This is a genomic window from Burkholderia sp. MSMB1498 (genome assembly GCF_001526245.1).
In the GTDB taxonomy this organism is placed as follows: domain Bacteria; phylum Pseudomonadota; class Gammaproteobacteria; order Burkholderiales; family Burkholderiaceae; genus Burkholderia; species Burkholderia savannae.
Genome location: NZ_LOYJ01000099.1, coordinates 194,518 through 208,072 on the forward strand (window position 1 = coordinate 194,518; position 13,555 = coordinate 208,072).

General features: G+C 62.8%; 12 protein-coding genes and 1 pseudogene. 10 read left to right on the plus strand and 3 right to left on the minus strand.

Annotation, left to right across the window (positions count from 1 at the left end):
- Positions 1 to 7: 7 nt before the first annotated feature.
- From WS91_RS21520 to WS91_RS21550, 7 genes are all read left to right on the plus strand, one after another.
- Positions 8 to 1,090: a DUF2163 domain-containing protein gene (locus WS91_RS21520; RefSeq protein ID WP_059670987.1), complete on the plus strand. Its 1,083-nt coding sequence runs from the start codon at positions 8 to 10 to the stop codon at positions 1,088 to 1,090.
- Positions 1,091 to 1,522 carry an NlpC/P60 family protein gene (locus tag WS91_RS21525; protein WP_059670988.1) on the plus strand — a complete coding sequence of 144 codons (432 nt, stop codon included), beginning with the start codon at positions 1,091 to 1,093 and terminating at the stop codon, positions 1,520 to 1,522. It abuts the gene before it with no gap.
- A complete protein-coding gene (locus tag WS91_RS21530) occupies positions 1,523 to 4,663 on the plus strand; it encodes a phage tail protein (protein ID WP_059670989.1) in 3,141 nt (1,046 codons plus the stop codon).
- 4 nt (positions 4,664 to 4,667) lie between these two features.
- Positions 4,668 to 6,056, plus strand: a complete 1,389-nt coding sequence (locus WS91_RS36920) for a hypothetical protein (RefSeq protein WP_059670990.1) — start codon at positions 4,668 to 4,670, stop codon at positions 6,054 to 6,056.
- Positions 6,057 to 6,059: 3 nt separating this feature from the next.
- Complete coding sequence (locus WS91_RS21540) at positions 6,060 to 7,442, plus strand: hypothetical protein (protein ID WP_059670991.1); 1,383 nt, start codon at positions 6,060 to 6,062, stop codon at positions 7,440 to 7,442.
- Between the two features lie 89 nt (positions 7,443 to 7,531).
- Complete coding sequence (locus WS91_RS21545) at positions 7,532 to 7,717, plus strand: hypothetical protein (RefSeq protein ID WP_156432427.1); 186 nt, start codon at positions 7,532 to 7,534, stop codon at positions 7,715 to 7,717.
- 2 nt (positions 7,718 to 7,719) lie between these two features.
- The gene (locus WS91_RS21550; RefSeq protein ID WP_059670993.1) at positions 7,720 to 8,223 is read left to right on the plus strand and encodes a glycoside hydrolase family 24 protein; all 504 of its coding nucleotides are present in this window, start codon (positions 7,720 to 7,722) and stop codon (positions 8,221 to 8,223) included.
- 146 nt (positions 8,224 to 8,369) lie between these two features.
- Here WS91_RS21550 and istB read toward each other — a convergent pair whose 3' ends face one another.
- Together istB and istA are read right to left on the minus strand one after the other, a co-directional pair.
- Positions 8,370 to 9,140: an IS21-like element helper ATPase IstB gene (gene istB, locus WS91_RS21555; protein ID WP_059670994.1), complete on the minus strand. Its 771-nt coding sequence runs from the start codon at positions 9,138 to 9,140 to the stop codon at positions 8,370 to 8,372.
- A pseudogene (gene istA / locus WS91_RS21560) lies at positions 9,137 to 10,453 on the minus strand (IS21 family transposase); the annotation flags it as partial. The pseudogene istA and the gene istB, both read right to left, overlap by 4 nt.
- A gap of 69 nt (positions 10,454 to 10,522) precedes the next feature.
- Between istA and tnpA the strand changes: the two are divergent.
- The 3 genes from tnpA (at position 10,523) to tnpC (ending at position 13,059) form a co-directional block, all read left to right on the plus strand.
- Positions 10,523 to 10,984: an IS66-like element accessory protein TnpA gene (gene tnpA / locus WS91_RS21565; protein WP_059584105.1), complete on the plus strand. Its 462-nt coding sequence runs from the start codon at positions 10,523 to 10,525 to the stop codon at positions 10,982 to 10,984.
- A complete protein-coding gene (gene tnpB / locus WS91_RS21570; protein ID WP_059580646.1) occupies positions 10,984 to 11,337 on the plus strand; it encodes an IS66 family insertion sequence element accessory protein TnpB in 354 nt (117 codons plus the stop codon). The genes tnpA and tnpB overlap by 1 nt, the downstream gene beginning before the upstream one ends.
- Positions 11,338 to 11,436: 99 nt before the next feature.
- Entirely contained in the window at positions 11,437 to 13,059 is a 1,623-nt protein-coding gene (gene tnpC, locus WS91_RS21575) for an IS66 family transposase (protein WP_059670996.1), read from the plus strand.
- Positions 13,060 to 13,068: 9 nt separating this feature from the next.
- Here the strand turns inward: tnpC and WS91_RS21580 are convergent, their stop codons facing one another.
- The gene (locus WS91_RS21580) at positions 13,069 to 13,329 is read right to left on the minus strand and encodes a hypothetical protein (protein WP_045598729.1); all 261 of its coding nucleotides are present in this window, start codon (positions 13,327 to 13,329) and stop codon (positions 13,069 to 13,071) included.
- Positions 13,330 to 13,555: the final 226 nt, after the last annotated feature.

Consider the following 13,555-nt stretch of genomic DNA (forward strand, 5'->3'; position numbering starts at 1 on the left):
CTCCCTCATGCGTACGATTCCCAACGCCCTCCTCACTACGCTCCAGAGCGAGGTGCAGACCGTCTGCACGCTCTGGAAAATCACCCGCACCGATGGACAGGTGTTCGCATTCACCGATCTCGACCAGCCCGTCACCTACGGCGGGCTCACGTATCAGTCCGCGGGCGGTTACACCCATTCGCAGATCGACAGCACGAGCGACCTCTCGACCTTGAACCTCGAGGTACAGGCGGTGTTCGACAGTTCGGCCATCACGCAGACCTCGCTTGAGTCCGGACAGTGGGATTTCGCGCAGGTGACCTGCATGCTGGTCGACTACACGAATCCGTCGGCGGGCGCTGTGACGCTGGCGAGCGGCACGCTCGGTCAGGTGACGATCACGAACGGGGCCTACCAGGTCGAAATGCGCGGCGTGGCGCAGCTGATGCAGCAGGAACAGGGTGACGTGTACAGCCCGACCTGCCGCGCGCAGCTTGGCGACGCGAAATGCACGGTCGACGTGACGTCGCTCACCTTCAACGGGAAGGTCGCAAGCGTGAACAGCGCGACCAGCTGGAACGATCCCGGCCTCACGCAGACCGGGCCGGTCGTCGCCTACACCGATACGACCGGCCACAAGATCCCGACGCGCTCGCCGTTCACGGTCCAGGTCGTGCCGCCCAACGGTGGTGCGTTCGTTTCGACGATCTCGGTCGTCGATTCATATGGCACCACCTACGGTGTCGGGACCGGATCCGGGCAGTACACGGTTTTGTCCACGGGTCTCTTTACCTTCAACAGCGCACAGGCCGGCGGCGAGATCTTTATCAGCTACAACTACACGGTCGGGTATTTCGCGTTCGGCAAGGTCAAGTGGCTGACCGGCCAGAACGCGGGCTTCGTCATGGAGGTCAAGGCGTTTGCGCCGGGCGTCGTCACGCTCGCGATGGCGATGCCGTATCCGGTGGCAATCGGCGACACGTACACGATCACGGCCGGCTGCGACAAGCAGCTTGGCACCTGCTACGCGCGCTACAACAACATCGTCCATTTCCGTGGCGAGCCGTATATCCCCGGCCCCGACCTCCTGCTCTCGCCTCAGGGGAACTGAATGGAAGATCATGCCGTGGTAACCATCACGCGCGAGCAGTTCGTCGCCGAAGCCCGCGACTGGCTCGGCACGCCGTACCAGCATCAAGGACGCTTGAAGGGCACCGCCTGCGACTGCATTGGTCTTGTGATCGGCGTGTCGCGCGCAGTCGGCCTGGACGTGCCTGATGCGCCCGATTACGGGCGCCGCCCGGATGGCCGGCTGCGCGGCGCACTAGAGGCTCACCTGATACGAGTTCCGCTTGCAGATGCCCAGGGCGGCGATGTGTTGCTGTTCGCGTGGCACGCCACGCCGATCCACGTGGCGATCCTGACCGATGCGGATCACTTTATCCACGCGTATCTGCCGAACCAGCGCGTGGTCGAATCGCGCCTTGATGAGAAAACCCGGCGCCACGTGATCGCTGCTTACTGCATCCCTGGAGTCGTCTGAATGGGCCAGCTTGTCCTGTCCGCCGCCGGCGCCGTGGTTGGTGGTGCGGCCGGATTCCTGATCGGCGGGCCTGCCGGTATTGCAGAAGGGGCGGAACTTGGCTGGATGGCGGGCGGCATCGCCGGTGGCCTGCTGTTTCGCCAGAAGGGACCACAGCCCGCCGATATACGCATCCAGGACAGTGCCTACGGGAAGCCGATCCCGCTTGCCTACGGCATCTACCGGATTGCCGGCAATATCATCTGGGCCGGGCAGCCTTACGTCGCCAGCAGCGGTAAAGGGGCGGCTGGCAAAGGACCGCAGCAGCAGAAAGTATCCATGTCGTTCGCTGTCGGTCTGTGCGCGGGTCCAATTACGGCGGTGCGGCGCATCTGGGCCAACGGCAAGCTGATCTACGACGTGTCTGATCCGTCGAATTTCCAGGCGATCAGTGGCTCGAACCAGATGGTGACGAATTTCACCGTTTACCCCGGCGATGAAAACCAGCTGCCCGATCCGGTGATGCAGGCCGCGCTTGGCGTGAACAACACGCCCGCGTACCGGGGACTGGCCTACGTCGTATTCAACGAACTGGACCTCTCGCAGTGGGGCAACTATCTGCCGTCGCTCTCGTTCGAGGTCGTCACGGCGCCGGCTGCGCTCGCTACTTCGCGCTCGGCGTCAACGTATGCGTACTCGACCTCGCTCGGAACGTTCTTCATGGCGCCGTGCCTGTCGGCGTCGGGCGGCATCGCGATGGGCTACGGGTATTACTTCGGCTACAACGGCGTGACCGTCGCGAACCTGAGCGCCTATGGCGCCGTCCAGACGCAGCTGATTCCCTGGAACGGCAACCGGGGGGGCATCAACATGCCGCTCGGCTACAGCGATGTAGCCGGCATCTACACCTGGCCTGGATGGCTGCATCCGGACGGCTCCTACGACGACATGAGCCTGACGGGCAGCATGGACCTCGGCTTCGATGGCGATGAGGCCTGCTTCTGGCGCAACGGTACCGACCTCCTCCTGAGCTCGTTCTATACGACGAGCGGCCGCCCGATTTACCGGTGCGACCTGTCGCAACAGGGGTTGATCGTCGCGCAGAGTACCCAGCTGGGCGAATGGCACATCCTCGGTGGCTCGGCCACGCATGTCTATGCATTCGACGACCTGACCGGCCATCTGTTCCAGTTCGACCGCGATACGCTAGCCGTCACCGCGACGTATACCGGCATCAATTTCAATGCGAACACCGGGTATGTGCTCACAGACGACTACATCTACACGGTCGGCGACAACCTCGCCGTGTCGCTGTTCCGGCCATCGCAGAACACCTATACGGTAATCGGCTATGCCCCGTTCGGCGTCTCGACGATGGTGGCCATCAACGAGAATTTCTTCGTGTTCGCCTCGGGTGCGAATCTCAACAGCATCTCGCTTGGCTACATGTGGATCTCGCAGGGCCAGACCTTCACGACGGTCGGCAATGTCGTGGCCGACCTGTGCAGCCGTGCGGGCCTGTCCGCCGCGCAGATCGATGTCTCGCAGCTCACCGACGTGCTGAACGGCTACTGCGTGACGAACCATTCGACCACGCGCAGCAATCTGGGCCCGCTGATGTCCACGTACTTCTTCGATGCGTGCGATTCGGGCGGTGTGATCCGGTTCGTGAAGCGCGGTGCGCAACCGGCCGGGACCTTCCTGTACGCCGATCTCGGTGCATCGCCAAATCTGGCGGACACAGCGAACACGACACCGGTCACCGAGACGATCGTGCAGGAGGTCGATCTGCCGCGCTCGATGCAGCTGACCTACCCGGAACTCGGAGACGACTACAACCCGAACACGCAGCGCGCGATGCGCGCATACACGAACTCGAACCGCGACACCGTCATGCAGGTGCCGATCGTTCTCGCGGGCTCCGATGCGCTCGCGCGTACCCAGGCCATGCTGTGGTCGGCATGGGTCGGCCGCAAAACTTTCCAGTTCACGACAGGCCTCGCTTACCTGCAGTACGAGCCGGGCGACGTGATGACACTGCAGGGTGCGAACGGCGAGAGCTGGATCGCCCGGATCACGCGTTGCCAGTATGACGGACAAGGGTCGCTCCTCTGGGGCGCCGCGCTTGAGGAGCCCGATATCTATCCGGGCACCTCATACACGACGCAGGGCGGCACTGCGCTTGGCTTTGCCAGCCAGCAGATCGATTACAGCGGCCCGACCATCCTCTCTGTGCTCGACATTCCGCCGCTGCGCGATGCAGATAACACGCCCGGGGTTTACCTCGCTGCCTGCGGGATGGCTTCGTCGTGGCCCGGTGCGGCGATCGACCTGTCGCGCGATGACGTGACGTTCACACAGTTCGCGCAGATCACCCATGCGTCCGTCATGGGCTACGCGGCAGGTGCCCTGTCATTGTTCGGCGGCGGCAACCTCCCGGACGAAATCAATACGGTCAGTATCATGCTCTACGAAGGGGCGCTCGCTTCGTGCAGCTATGCGGATTTCCTCGCCGGCGCCAATGCGGCGTGGCTGGGTGGCGAAATCCTGTTTTTCCGCAACGCGACGCAGACGGCAGCCAACACCTGGACGTTGTCCGGCCTGCTGCGAGGGCGCGGTGGCACGGAAGCCGCCATGACAACCCACGCCGCCGGCGAGCGGTTCGTGCTGCTCGATCCTGCTGCGATCGTGTCGATGCCGATCCAGACGACGGATTTCGGCTCGATGCTCTACTTCGAGACATTCCTGCTCAACCCGTTCTCGGGCTCGCCCGGTGCGCAGGTGAGCGTCACGCCGAAGAACGGCCGGATCATGCCGCTCTCGCCGGTGTATTTCATGGCCGCGCACGGCAGCGCGTCGAGCGCCTCCGACATCTCGCTGTCGTGGACCCGGCGTGCCCGCGTGCGCGCCCAGTGGTTCGATGGCGCCGATGTCCCACTCGACGAGTCAGCCGAGAACTACACGCTCACGATCCTGAACGGCTCGATCACAGTTCGGACCGTCACGGTTGCCGGCAATGGTGCGGGCAGCACCTGGACGTACACCGCCGCCAACATCACGGCAGACGGCTTCTCGACGGGCGCGACGATCACCTTCCGCGTGCAGCAGAACAGCGATCAGGGCGTGCTGGGCGCATCTGCCACGACGACCATCACGAGGTAACACGATGTCCAACAGCACGACGCTGCTCGACACCATCGCGACGAATCAGGCGGCCAAGGAAGTGATCGCCAATGCCCTCTTCGATGCGGCGAGTCCCGCGATGATCTGGGGCCGGCGCGCGAGCACGACGAGTGGCCTGACGTGGGGCTACTATGGCGGCACGTATATGGTCGGCACGACCGCCAATGCGATCGTGAACGGCACCGTCACGCTCACCGCGAGCGCGACCAACTACGTGTATGCGAGCGCCACGACCGGTGCCGTGTCGGTGAATACCACGGGTTTCCCCGCCGGGTCGATTCCGCTCTACCAGATCGTGACCAGTTCGACCGGCATCTCCAGCTACATAGACTGCCGAAGCTACCAGCCCAGCGCGATCGCGGGCACCGTCCGCAGCGCAACGAGCGAAGGCAGCGGCACGCCCGTGCTGGATGCAGCGAATTCTACGGCGCAGACGCTCGCTTTCAAGTCGTTGATCGGCGGCGCCGGTGTCACCGTCACGGACGGTGGATCGAACGGGCTTACGATCAGCACGAGCGGTACGAGCGGCACCGTCACGGGCGGCAGCAACGAAGGCAGTGGAGTCGGCGTGCTCGACACTGCCTCCACTACGTCGAGCAACCTGGCGTTCAAAACACTGGTCGCCGGCAGCGGCATCACCATCACCGACAATGGATTCGCCGGCATTGCAATCGATGCGAACGCGGCCGCTGCCGTTGCGCCGGCGATCCAGCAGAACGGGACTACGGTCGTCAATGCGGCGACGCTGCTCAATTTCCTGGGGGCGCAAGTCACGAATCCGGGTGGATCGCAAGCGCAGATCGCGCTGTTCTCTGGTTTCGGCGCGCCCGATCAACCACCAAACCTGTCGAATTTCACCTGGGTCAACCAGGGCAGTGCCACCGCGCTGCAGGAACCTTGGGGCATCAGCCTGTCCACGCCGAAAGCGGGCGGTGAGAATTGCGCGTGCCTCGTGATTGCCGCGCCCGCGACGCCCTACCAGATCGTCGCCCGCATGCGCGCGTTTCCGGCCAGCTCCAGCTACATCAAGTGCGGGCTCGTCTGGCGCAACAGTTCAAGCGGTCTGCTGCAGGTCGCAGGCCTGCTGTATCAGAGCGGATTCCAGTACGGCATCGGCAACTTCAACAGCCCGACCTCGTGGAACGGATTTCAGGGCTCGCAGTACGCGATGACCTTCTGGCCGGACTGGCACCGGATCCGTGACGACGGGACGAACCGGTATTACGACGTGTCGCCGGACGGTGTCACGTGGGTGAATATGTACTCGTTCTCGCGCACGACCTTTCTGACGCCGGACCAGGTGGGATTCTTCGCTGATCCGAACGGGCAAGCCGTCGGCCTTTCGGTGTTTTCCTGGTACGCCGGAGCGTAAGTCATGTCGAACAGCTCGACCCTGCTCGATATGCTATTCGCGACTTCCTCGACGAAGGAGGCAACGCTTAATGCGCTGTTCGATGCCGCCAGCCCGATGATGCTATGGGGCCGGCGCGCGGCAACGACGGGTGGCCTTGTCTGGGGCTACTACGGCGGCACCTATACGAATCCGGCGGGCGTCATGCAATCGGTACCCGACGGAACCCTGACGCTTGCCGCGAGTGCGACGAACTATATCTTTGCGGACCCAGTGACGGGCGTGGTCAGCACCAACACCTCGGGCTTTCCGACTACCTCGTTCCCGCTGTATCAGGTCGTGACCGGCACATTGACGGCGTCGAGCTACACCGACGTGCGCAGTTACCAGCCGAACGCGATCAGCGGATCTCTGCGCGGCGGCGTGAACGAAGGGGGCGGCGCCGGCCTGATCGATACATCGTCATCCACGGCTGCGAGTCTCGTCGTGAAGACGCTGGCCGCAGATGGGAATTTTTCGATCACGGACAACGGTGCAGGAAGTCTGGTGCTGACCTGCCCCGGTGGCACGGTCACCGGGGCATCGAATGAAGGCAGTGGTGCTCCGATTCTCGACACAGCGAATTCGACCGCGCAATCACTCGCCTTCAAGTCGCTCTCGGGCGGCGCGAACCTGCAGGTGACCGAAGGCGGCAAGCTCGGCGCAGGATTGTCTCTTGTCGGCACGCTCAGCGCGGCCGAACAGGCCGGGATCGTAAAGGCCGTGGCGCCGGGGTCGCTGAATTTCACGAACGCGAGTGTGACGGCGGTAGGTTCAGGCGCGACGATCACGCCGAATTCGTCGCATGGCGTGACGGACACGGTGCCGCAATTGTCCGGCTTCACAGCGCGTAATCAGGGAGCAACGGGCGCCGTCGCCACGCAATATCCGTGGGGCATTGGCGTTGTCGCACCGCATTCAAGCAGCGCTCAGGCATTTGTCCTCACGCAGCCGATTCCATCGGGCGCATTTCAGGTAACGATGCGCTTGCGCGCGGCGCCGCTGAATGCCAACTACGGGTGCGTTGGCCCGTGCCTGTATGACAGCGCGAGCGGTAAGCTGAAACTCTTTGAGCTCGCGTATCAGAACCAGCTCGGCTACTGGGTCGGCAACTTCAGCAATTTCTCGTCGTGGAGCGGCAACCCCTTCTCCACGAACCTTGGTGCCGTTCCTGAATGGATGCGAGTCCGTAGCGACGCGACGAACTGGTATTACGAGGTTTCGGGTGATGGTTCTTCGTGGCAAACGCTTTTCAGCGAGGCGATCAACTCATTTCTCACGCCCGATTCGTGCGGGTTCTACGCATTCCAGCCACAGGCAGTGCCCGATCTCGCGTTAGCTGTCTTTTCCTACTCCTGCGGCCCTTAGGTTGAACCTGGCCTCGCAGAAGTCCATCGCCGCCCTTTGGGGCGGTTTTTCATTTCTGGAGCACGCCCGTGGAGAGCAACGATCACGTCATGGAATCCGTCAAGGTGTCGATCGCATGGGTTGGCGGCCTGATCGGCACGCTGCTGGGCCAGGTCGCGGCGTACCTGACGCTGTCGAACGTGGTGCTGTCGGCCACGCTCGTCTACACAGTACTGCAAATTTTCATCCTGGCGCGAGACAAGATTTTTCGCCGCCGCACAAGCACGGAGGATTGACCATGCCCGTCATCACCGCACAGCAGGCCGGTGGCCGCAACCGGACCGCGTTTCTCGACATGATCGCGTGGAGCGAATGGACATCGCGCATCCCCGATTCCGATGACGGCTATCGGGTGCTCGTCGGCGCGACACCGGAGAAGCCGCTGACGTTTTCAAGTTACGCGACGCACCCGGACATTTTCAATGCCGGGCTCGACTCGACTGCCGCTGGCCGGTATCAGCTGCTCTATCGCTATTGGTTGTCGTACCGGCAATTGCTCCGGCTGTCCGATTTCTCGCCGCTCTCGCAGGACAGGATCGCACTTCAGCAGATTCGCGAGAGAGGTGCGTTGCCGTTCATCGACATCGGCAATTTCACGAAAGCGGTCCAACTCTGCTCTGGCATCTGGGCGAGCCTGCCCGGCAACGACTACGGGCAGCACGTCAATACGATCGCCGCATTGCAGACCGCCTACGTCAATGCGGGTGGCGCAATTCTGCGCGGGGCAACCAACCTCGCGTAATCCGTTCGATTTTCATCACTACGACCACGGAGTCGACCATGAATCAAGTCTCGTCCCTCGTCACCGGCCCCGGGCGGTCAGTTGAAACTCCCCCGGTTGTGGTCGCGTAAAATCCCCCACCAGGTGAAGCAGGACGAGGTCGAGTTTTATTCCTCTTTCGTTTTCTGCGCAAGCGCCTCAGCGGCCTCCTTGAGCCGGTAGCTACGACCGTTGAACTCAAGCTGGTGGCAGTGATGCATGAGGCGATCGAGGATCGTCGTGCTCATCGTGTTGTCGCCCAGGTACGCTCCCCAGTCCTGCACTACGCGATTGGACGTGACGATGATGCTTCGGCGCAGTTTGTAGCGCTGATGGACCAGGGTCTGCAACAGCGCGCCGGCCTCGTCAGGGATCGAGCGTGCCAGGAACAGGTCGTCCAGCACGAGCAGGTCTGCCTCGAGTATCGCGCGCAGCCTCGTCTGTCTCTGCTCGGGTGCACTGAGCGCATAGCGGTTAAAGAAGTCGTCGGTTTCAAGATACTGGACCTTGTGCCCCTGCAGGACGGCCTGGTATGCGACGGCCTTGGCAACGTGCGACTTGCCGGTGCCCGGTTTGCCGATGATCAGCCCGTTCTCGCCCGCGGCGATGAACTTCAGCGTGTTGAACTGGAAGCAGGCCTGACGCGGGATTTTCGGATTGAAGGACCAGTCGAACTCGGCCAGCGTGAGTTTCTCTTCAAGACCGGACTGCTGGTAGCGCCGCTCGATGAGCCGCGACTGACGCCGGTCGAGTTCGTCCTGCAGGATCAGCGCGAAGGTTTCCAGGAACGGTTGCTGGGTGCCCTGTGCCTGCAGCACGCGGGTTTCCAGTGTGTCCCGTACGCCGGACAGGCGCAGCATCCTGAGCGCCCGCTCGATATCGGGTAGCGTGGTGGTCATACAGATTCTCCTGTTGTGGGAGGTTGAGAGGCGGCGCTGTGCTGCGCGCCGGCGTTGAAGAACTCGCCGTATTCGTTACCCGGGCGGATCAGCGGATGCTCCTGCGTGAGCGGCAAGGCCAACTGCGGTGCCCGGTCGAGGCGCTCAAGGGCCTGCTCGAACAGCCGCTCGACGACGGCGCGTATCTGCCGGTATCGATAGAGGTGATGACGCAGGGCGTGATCGCAGGCCTGCTCGACGAGCCATGCGGGATACTTCTTCGCCAGCGCGACGATGCCCCACATGCCGCGGTGGCCAACGCGGCCTTCGGCGTCAAACAGGTGCTGGCACAGCGCCCTTGTTTGCGGACCGATGTCGCCAGCGCTGGAGAGCGCGACGCTCGTCTGGCGCGATGGATTGAATGGCCGCTCGTTTTCGGGGAGCTCGAGCGAGCCGGGTTCGATGTGGCGTGGATGGGTGCGCAGCAGTTCCTGCGAGCGGCGATCGCGGATCTCGATCGTGGTGTCATAGATGCGCACACACACGAGAGAGCCGATGGGTGCCGGACGCGCGGCATAGTTGCTGCGATCGATGCTCACGGTGGTATCGTCCCAGACGGTGCGCACGACCTCGGTAAAGTAACGGAAGCCCGTCGTCGGCAGCGGCCGCAGGTGTGGCTTCTCCTCCTGGAACATCGCTTCGACCTGTCGCCGCGCGCGGCCATGGATCCGTTTGGCGGCCCAGTTCTCTTCCCAGTGCATCAGGAATTCGTTCTGGGCCTCGAGTGACTCGAAACGCCGACCCTTGAGGGCCGTGTCCTGCGTATGTCTGATTGCGTTTTCTACGGCACCCTTTCGATTCGGATCACGCACGCGGGCCGGGTCGGCGACGACGCCGTAGTGTTCGAGCATCGCGGCATAGAGCCGGTTGATCTCGGGCTCGTACAGGTCGGGCGTGATGACGCCCTCGCGGAGGTTGTCGAGGACGACGTAACTGACGCTGCCGCCGAAGTACCGGAATGCCTCCTCGTGGAGTTGTGCCCAGACCTGTTGGCTGGACTTCCAGACCACGCGCCGGAAGCTGCGTCGCGAATACCTCAACGTCATGACGAACAGGCGTGGCCGGCGGTAGCGGCCCGTCTTTGGATCTTGGGTCGGTGCACCTTCACCGTAGTCAACCTGTGCCTCTTCGCCGGCGGCGCACTCGAGTCGGTCGAACTGTTCCGGATCGACGTGGCGCAGGGCTCGCACGAAGCGTTTGACGCTCTCGTAGCTGGCCGTGAAGCCATGCTGGTCGACGAGGTCCTGGTAGATTGACTGTAAGCGCGAATTTAACCCCACCTAGAATCGAAAGCTGAACGAGCGCAGGCTTGCGTCCGCAACTACAACTTGCGGACGCAACCGATGACACAGAACGAAGTTGATTTCCTGCCACTGCGGGTGACCGGCGTGACCGCGACGGGCAAGCGCAGGTTTGACGCCGAGGGTAAGCGCAAGCTGATTGAAGCCTGCCTGCAGCCGGGCGCGTCAATTGCCGGACTGGCGTTGAAGGCGGGTGTGAACGCGAACCAGCTGCATAAGTGGATTCAATTGCGCGAACGCGCGAATGCTGCTGTGACGGCGTGCGTCGAGCCCTTGCCATCGGCATTCGTGCCGGTCGTTCCGATCAACGAGGTGGCACCGGTGCGCACGAACCCCGAGCCGGTGAACGTACGGCGAACGTCACACAGGTACGAAGCGGCGAAGGCAATGACGCCGGCGCGACTATCAGCGCAGTTGCCCAACGGCGTAACGCTACAGCTCGAATGCGCCGCACACGATGGCGCTCTCGTGAAGGCGATGATCGAAGCGTTGGGGGCACGCTGATGTTCCGCTTCGACGCGGACCTGCAGATCTACCTGCACCGCGAGCCCATCGACTTCCGCGCCGGCATCAACAGCCTCGTCGCGCTGGTCGAGCAGTCGATGCTGCTCGATCCGCTTGCGCGAGCCGTCTTCGCGTTCCACAACCGCAAACGCGATCGCGTGAAGCTTCTGCTGTATGACCGGGCCGGATTCTGGCTCCTATTGAAACGCCTCGAGGCCGACCGTTTCGTTTGGCCCCGCCGTCAGCAAGCCGTGATCGAACTGACGGCCGAGCAGCTTCACCTGCTGCTCGACGGCGTCGATATCGACGCCGTGCGCCGCCACCCAGCGCGGCAATACTGCCACACGAACTGAAGCAGGGTATCGCCGCTGTTGCCAGTAAACAACGGCGGCTTTAGCTGTTACAAATTCGCGTAAACCTATTTGGCTCTGCGTTTCGCTATCGTTGAGCGCATGTCCCCTCCCAATCTCCCCCGACTTCCGCGCACCGCCAAGGCCTATATCCACAAGCTGGAGGAGCGGGTGGCGGCCGATGCTCAGGTCATTGCCGAGCGTGACGCCAGGATCGACGAATTGACCAAGCGCCTGGATGCGCTGGAAGAGCAATATCGTCTCGCGTTGGCCCGACAGTACGCGCCGAAGAGCGAGAAGCGCCGCGACCGCGTGTTCAACGAGGCCGAAGAGGCAGCCCACGCTGAGCCGGCCGAGGAGGACGACGGCGAGCCGCTGACGTTGCCCGATACCGGGTTGCCGGAACCCGGCCAGCCTGAACCGCGCAAGCGTGGCCGCAAACCGCTGCCCGCGGACCTGCCGCGCGAGCGAATCGAGTACGACCTGCCCGAAGACCAGAAGATCTGCCCGTGCTGCAGCAAGGCAATGCATCGGATGGGCGAGGAAATCAGCGAACAGTTGCACATGCAGGTCAAGGTCTCGGTGCTGCAGCACGCGCGTTTCAAGTACGCGTGTCGGCACTGCGAGCGTCACGGCACGCACACACCGATCGTGGTCGCGCCGATGCCGGCGCAGCCCTTGCCGGGTAGTCACGCCAGTGCATCGATGATCGCCGCCGTCACGGCCGGCAAGTATGTCGACGGCACGCCGCTGTACCGGATGGAAGACGTGCTCGCACGCTCGAATATCGCAGTCAGCCGCGGTACGCTGGCGAACTGGATCATCCGCCCCGCCGAGCTTCACTACACGCGCCTGTTCAAGGCGCTCAAGAAGATTCTGCTCAGCCAGTGGCTGATTCACGGCGACGAGACCACCGTCCAGGTCCTGAAGGAGAACGGCCGAAACGCGCAGGACAAGTCATACATGTGGGTCTACCGAAGCGCGGAGGATAGCGAGCAGCCGGTGGTGCTGTTTGAGTACCAGCCGGGGCGTGGCCAGCAGTACCCGAAGGAGTTCCTCGGAGACTACGCGGGCACGCTGATGACGGACGGCTGGCCTGCGTGGCGGACGGTCAAATCGGCCACGCACCTCGGATGCCTTGCGCATGGACGCCGGATGTTCACGGATGCGCTCAAGGGGCAGAAGAACAAACCGAGCCCCCGCATCACGAAGGCGCTCGAATTCTTCCAGGCGCTGTACCAGGTCGAGACGCTCGCCAAACAGACGTTGCCCGAAGGCGAGACGCTGGCCGATTACCGGTACCGCTTGCGCCAACAGCACAGCGTGCCGTTGCTAAACGCCTTCAAGAGTTGGCTCGACGAGCTCGCGCCGAAGGTTCTGCCCAAGAGCCTGCTAGGCGAGGCGATCGGCTACTGTCTCCGGCAATGGCCTTACCTGAGTCGCTATGTGGACGATGGCCGGTTTGCAATAGACAACAACGTCATCGAACGCGACATCAGGCCGTTTGCCACGGCGAGAAAGTCGTGGCTCTTCAGCGATACGGTCGACGGCGCGAAAGCGAGCGCGATGGTCTACAGCCTGATGCTCACGTGTCGAGCCTGTGGCGTCGATCCCCATGCCTATCTGCTGCACGTGCTGACCGAATTGCCGCAGCGCGCACCGGATGCCGATATTAGCGACCTGCTACCGTTCAACTTCGCTCGACAGCAAGCCGTTACCGGGTAACTCCGATCGCTACCGCGCTGGGCCGAAGTATTGGTCCCACTGTTCCGAATCGGGATCGAGTCGGCGCACAATCGCGTCGTCTGCCCGCGCGATCAACCGTTCCAGCATCTGGCGCTTCGTTACCGAGTAACGGCGAGCTAACCGCGTCAGAGCAAGATACGCTTCCGTGCTCACCCACATATCCAGACGTCGATCACCGTTGCCGTCCTTGCCTGCCGTCTCGCGCCTTGCCCGATAAGCCGCCTGCCGCTGCGCCGTCGTTTGCGTCATCTCGCATCTCCTTCGTTACCCGGTAACTATCGATTCGAAACATGTTACCCGGTAACACGTCACCTAACGACGTGTGGCGGATTTAGCGCTTACAAATCATCAATCGCGTTGGTTCGCCTGACTGCCGATGTACCGGCTCCGGTTGTTTGGTCCCGTTTCGACAAGATGTGGTGGAAGTACCCGCACTCCCGTGCCTACCGCGTCGCGCTTTTGGATATGGGCTGCC

Excerpts from the sequence above, each read along its gene's own strand:
- istB (WP_059670994.1), bottom strand. The coding sequence starts at position 9,140 with ATGACCACCACGCTACCCGATATCGAGCGGGCGCTCAGGATGCTGCGC.
- tnpB (WP_059580646.1), top strand. The coding sequence starts at position 10,984 with ATGTTCCGCTTCGACGCGGACCTGCAGATCTACCTGCACCGCGAGCCC.
- WS91_RS21520 (WP_059670987.1), top strand. The coding sequence starts at position 8 with ATGCGTACGATTCCCAACGCCCTCCTCACTACGCTCCAGAGCGAGGTG.
- WS91_RS21550 (WP_059670993.1), top strand. The coding sequence starts at position 7,720 with ATGCCCGTCATCACCGCACAGCAGGCCGGTGGCCGCAACCGGACCGCG.
- WS91_RS21530 (WP_059670989.1), top strand. The coding sequence starts at position 1,523 with ATGGGCCAGCTTGTCCTGTCCGCCGCCGGCGCCGTGGTTGGTGGTGCG.
- WS91_RS21525 (WP_059670988.1), top strand. The coding sequence starts at position 1,091 with ATGGAAGATCATGCCGTGGTAACCATCACGCGCGAGCAGTTCGTCGCC.
- WS91_RS36920 (WP_059670990.1), top strand. The coding sequence starts at position 4,668 with ATGTCCAACAGCACGACGCTGCTCGACACCATCGCGACGAATCAGGCG.
- tnpA (WP_059584105.1), top strand. The coding sequence starts at position 10,523 with ATGACACAGAACGAAGTTGATTTCCTGCCACTGCGGGTGACCGGCGTG.
- WS91_RS21540 (WP_059670991.1), top strand. The coding sequence starts at position 6,060 with ATGTCGAACAGCTCGACCCTGCTCGATATGCTATTCGCGACTTCCTCG.
- WS91_RS21545 (WP_156432427.1), top strand. The coding sequence starts at position 7,532 with ATGGAATCCGTCAAGGTGTCGATCGCATGGGTTGGCGGCCTGATCGGC.
- WS91_RS21580 (WP_045598729.1), bottom strand. The coding sequence starts at position 13,329 with ATGACGCAAACGACGGCGCAGCGGCAGGCGGCTTATCGGGCAAGGCGC.
- tnpC (WP_059670996.1), top strand. The coding sequence starts at position 11,437 with ATGTCCCCTCCCAATCTCCCCCGACTTCCGCGCACCGCCAAGGCCTAT.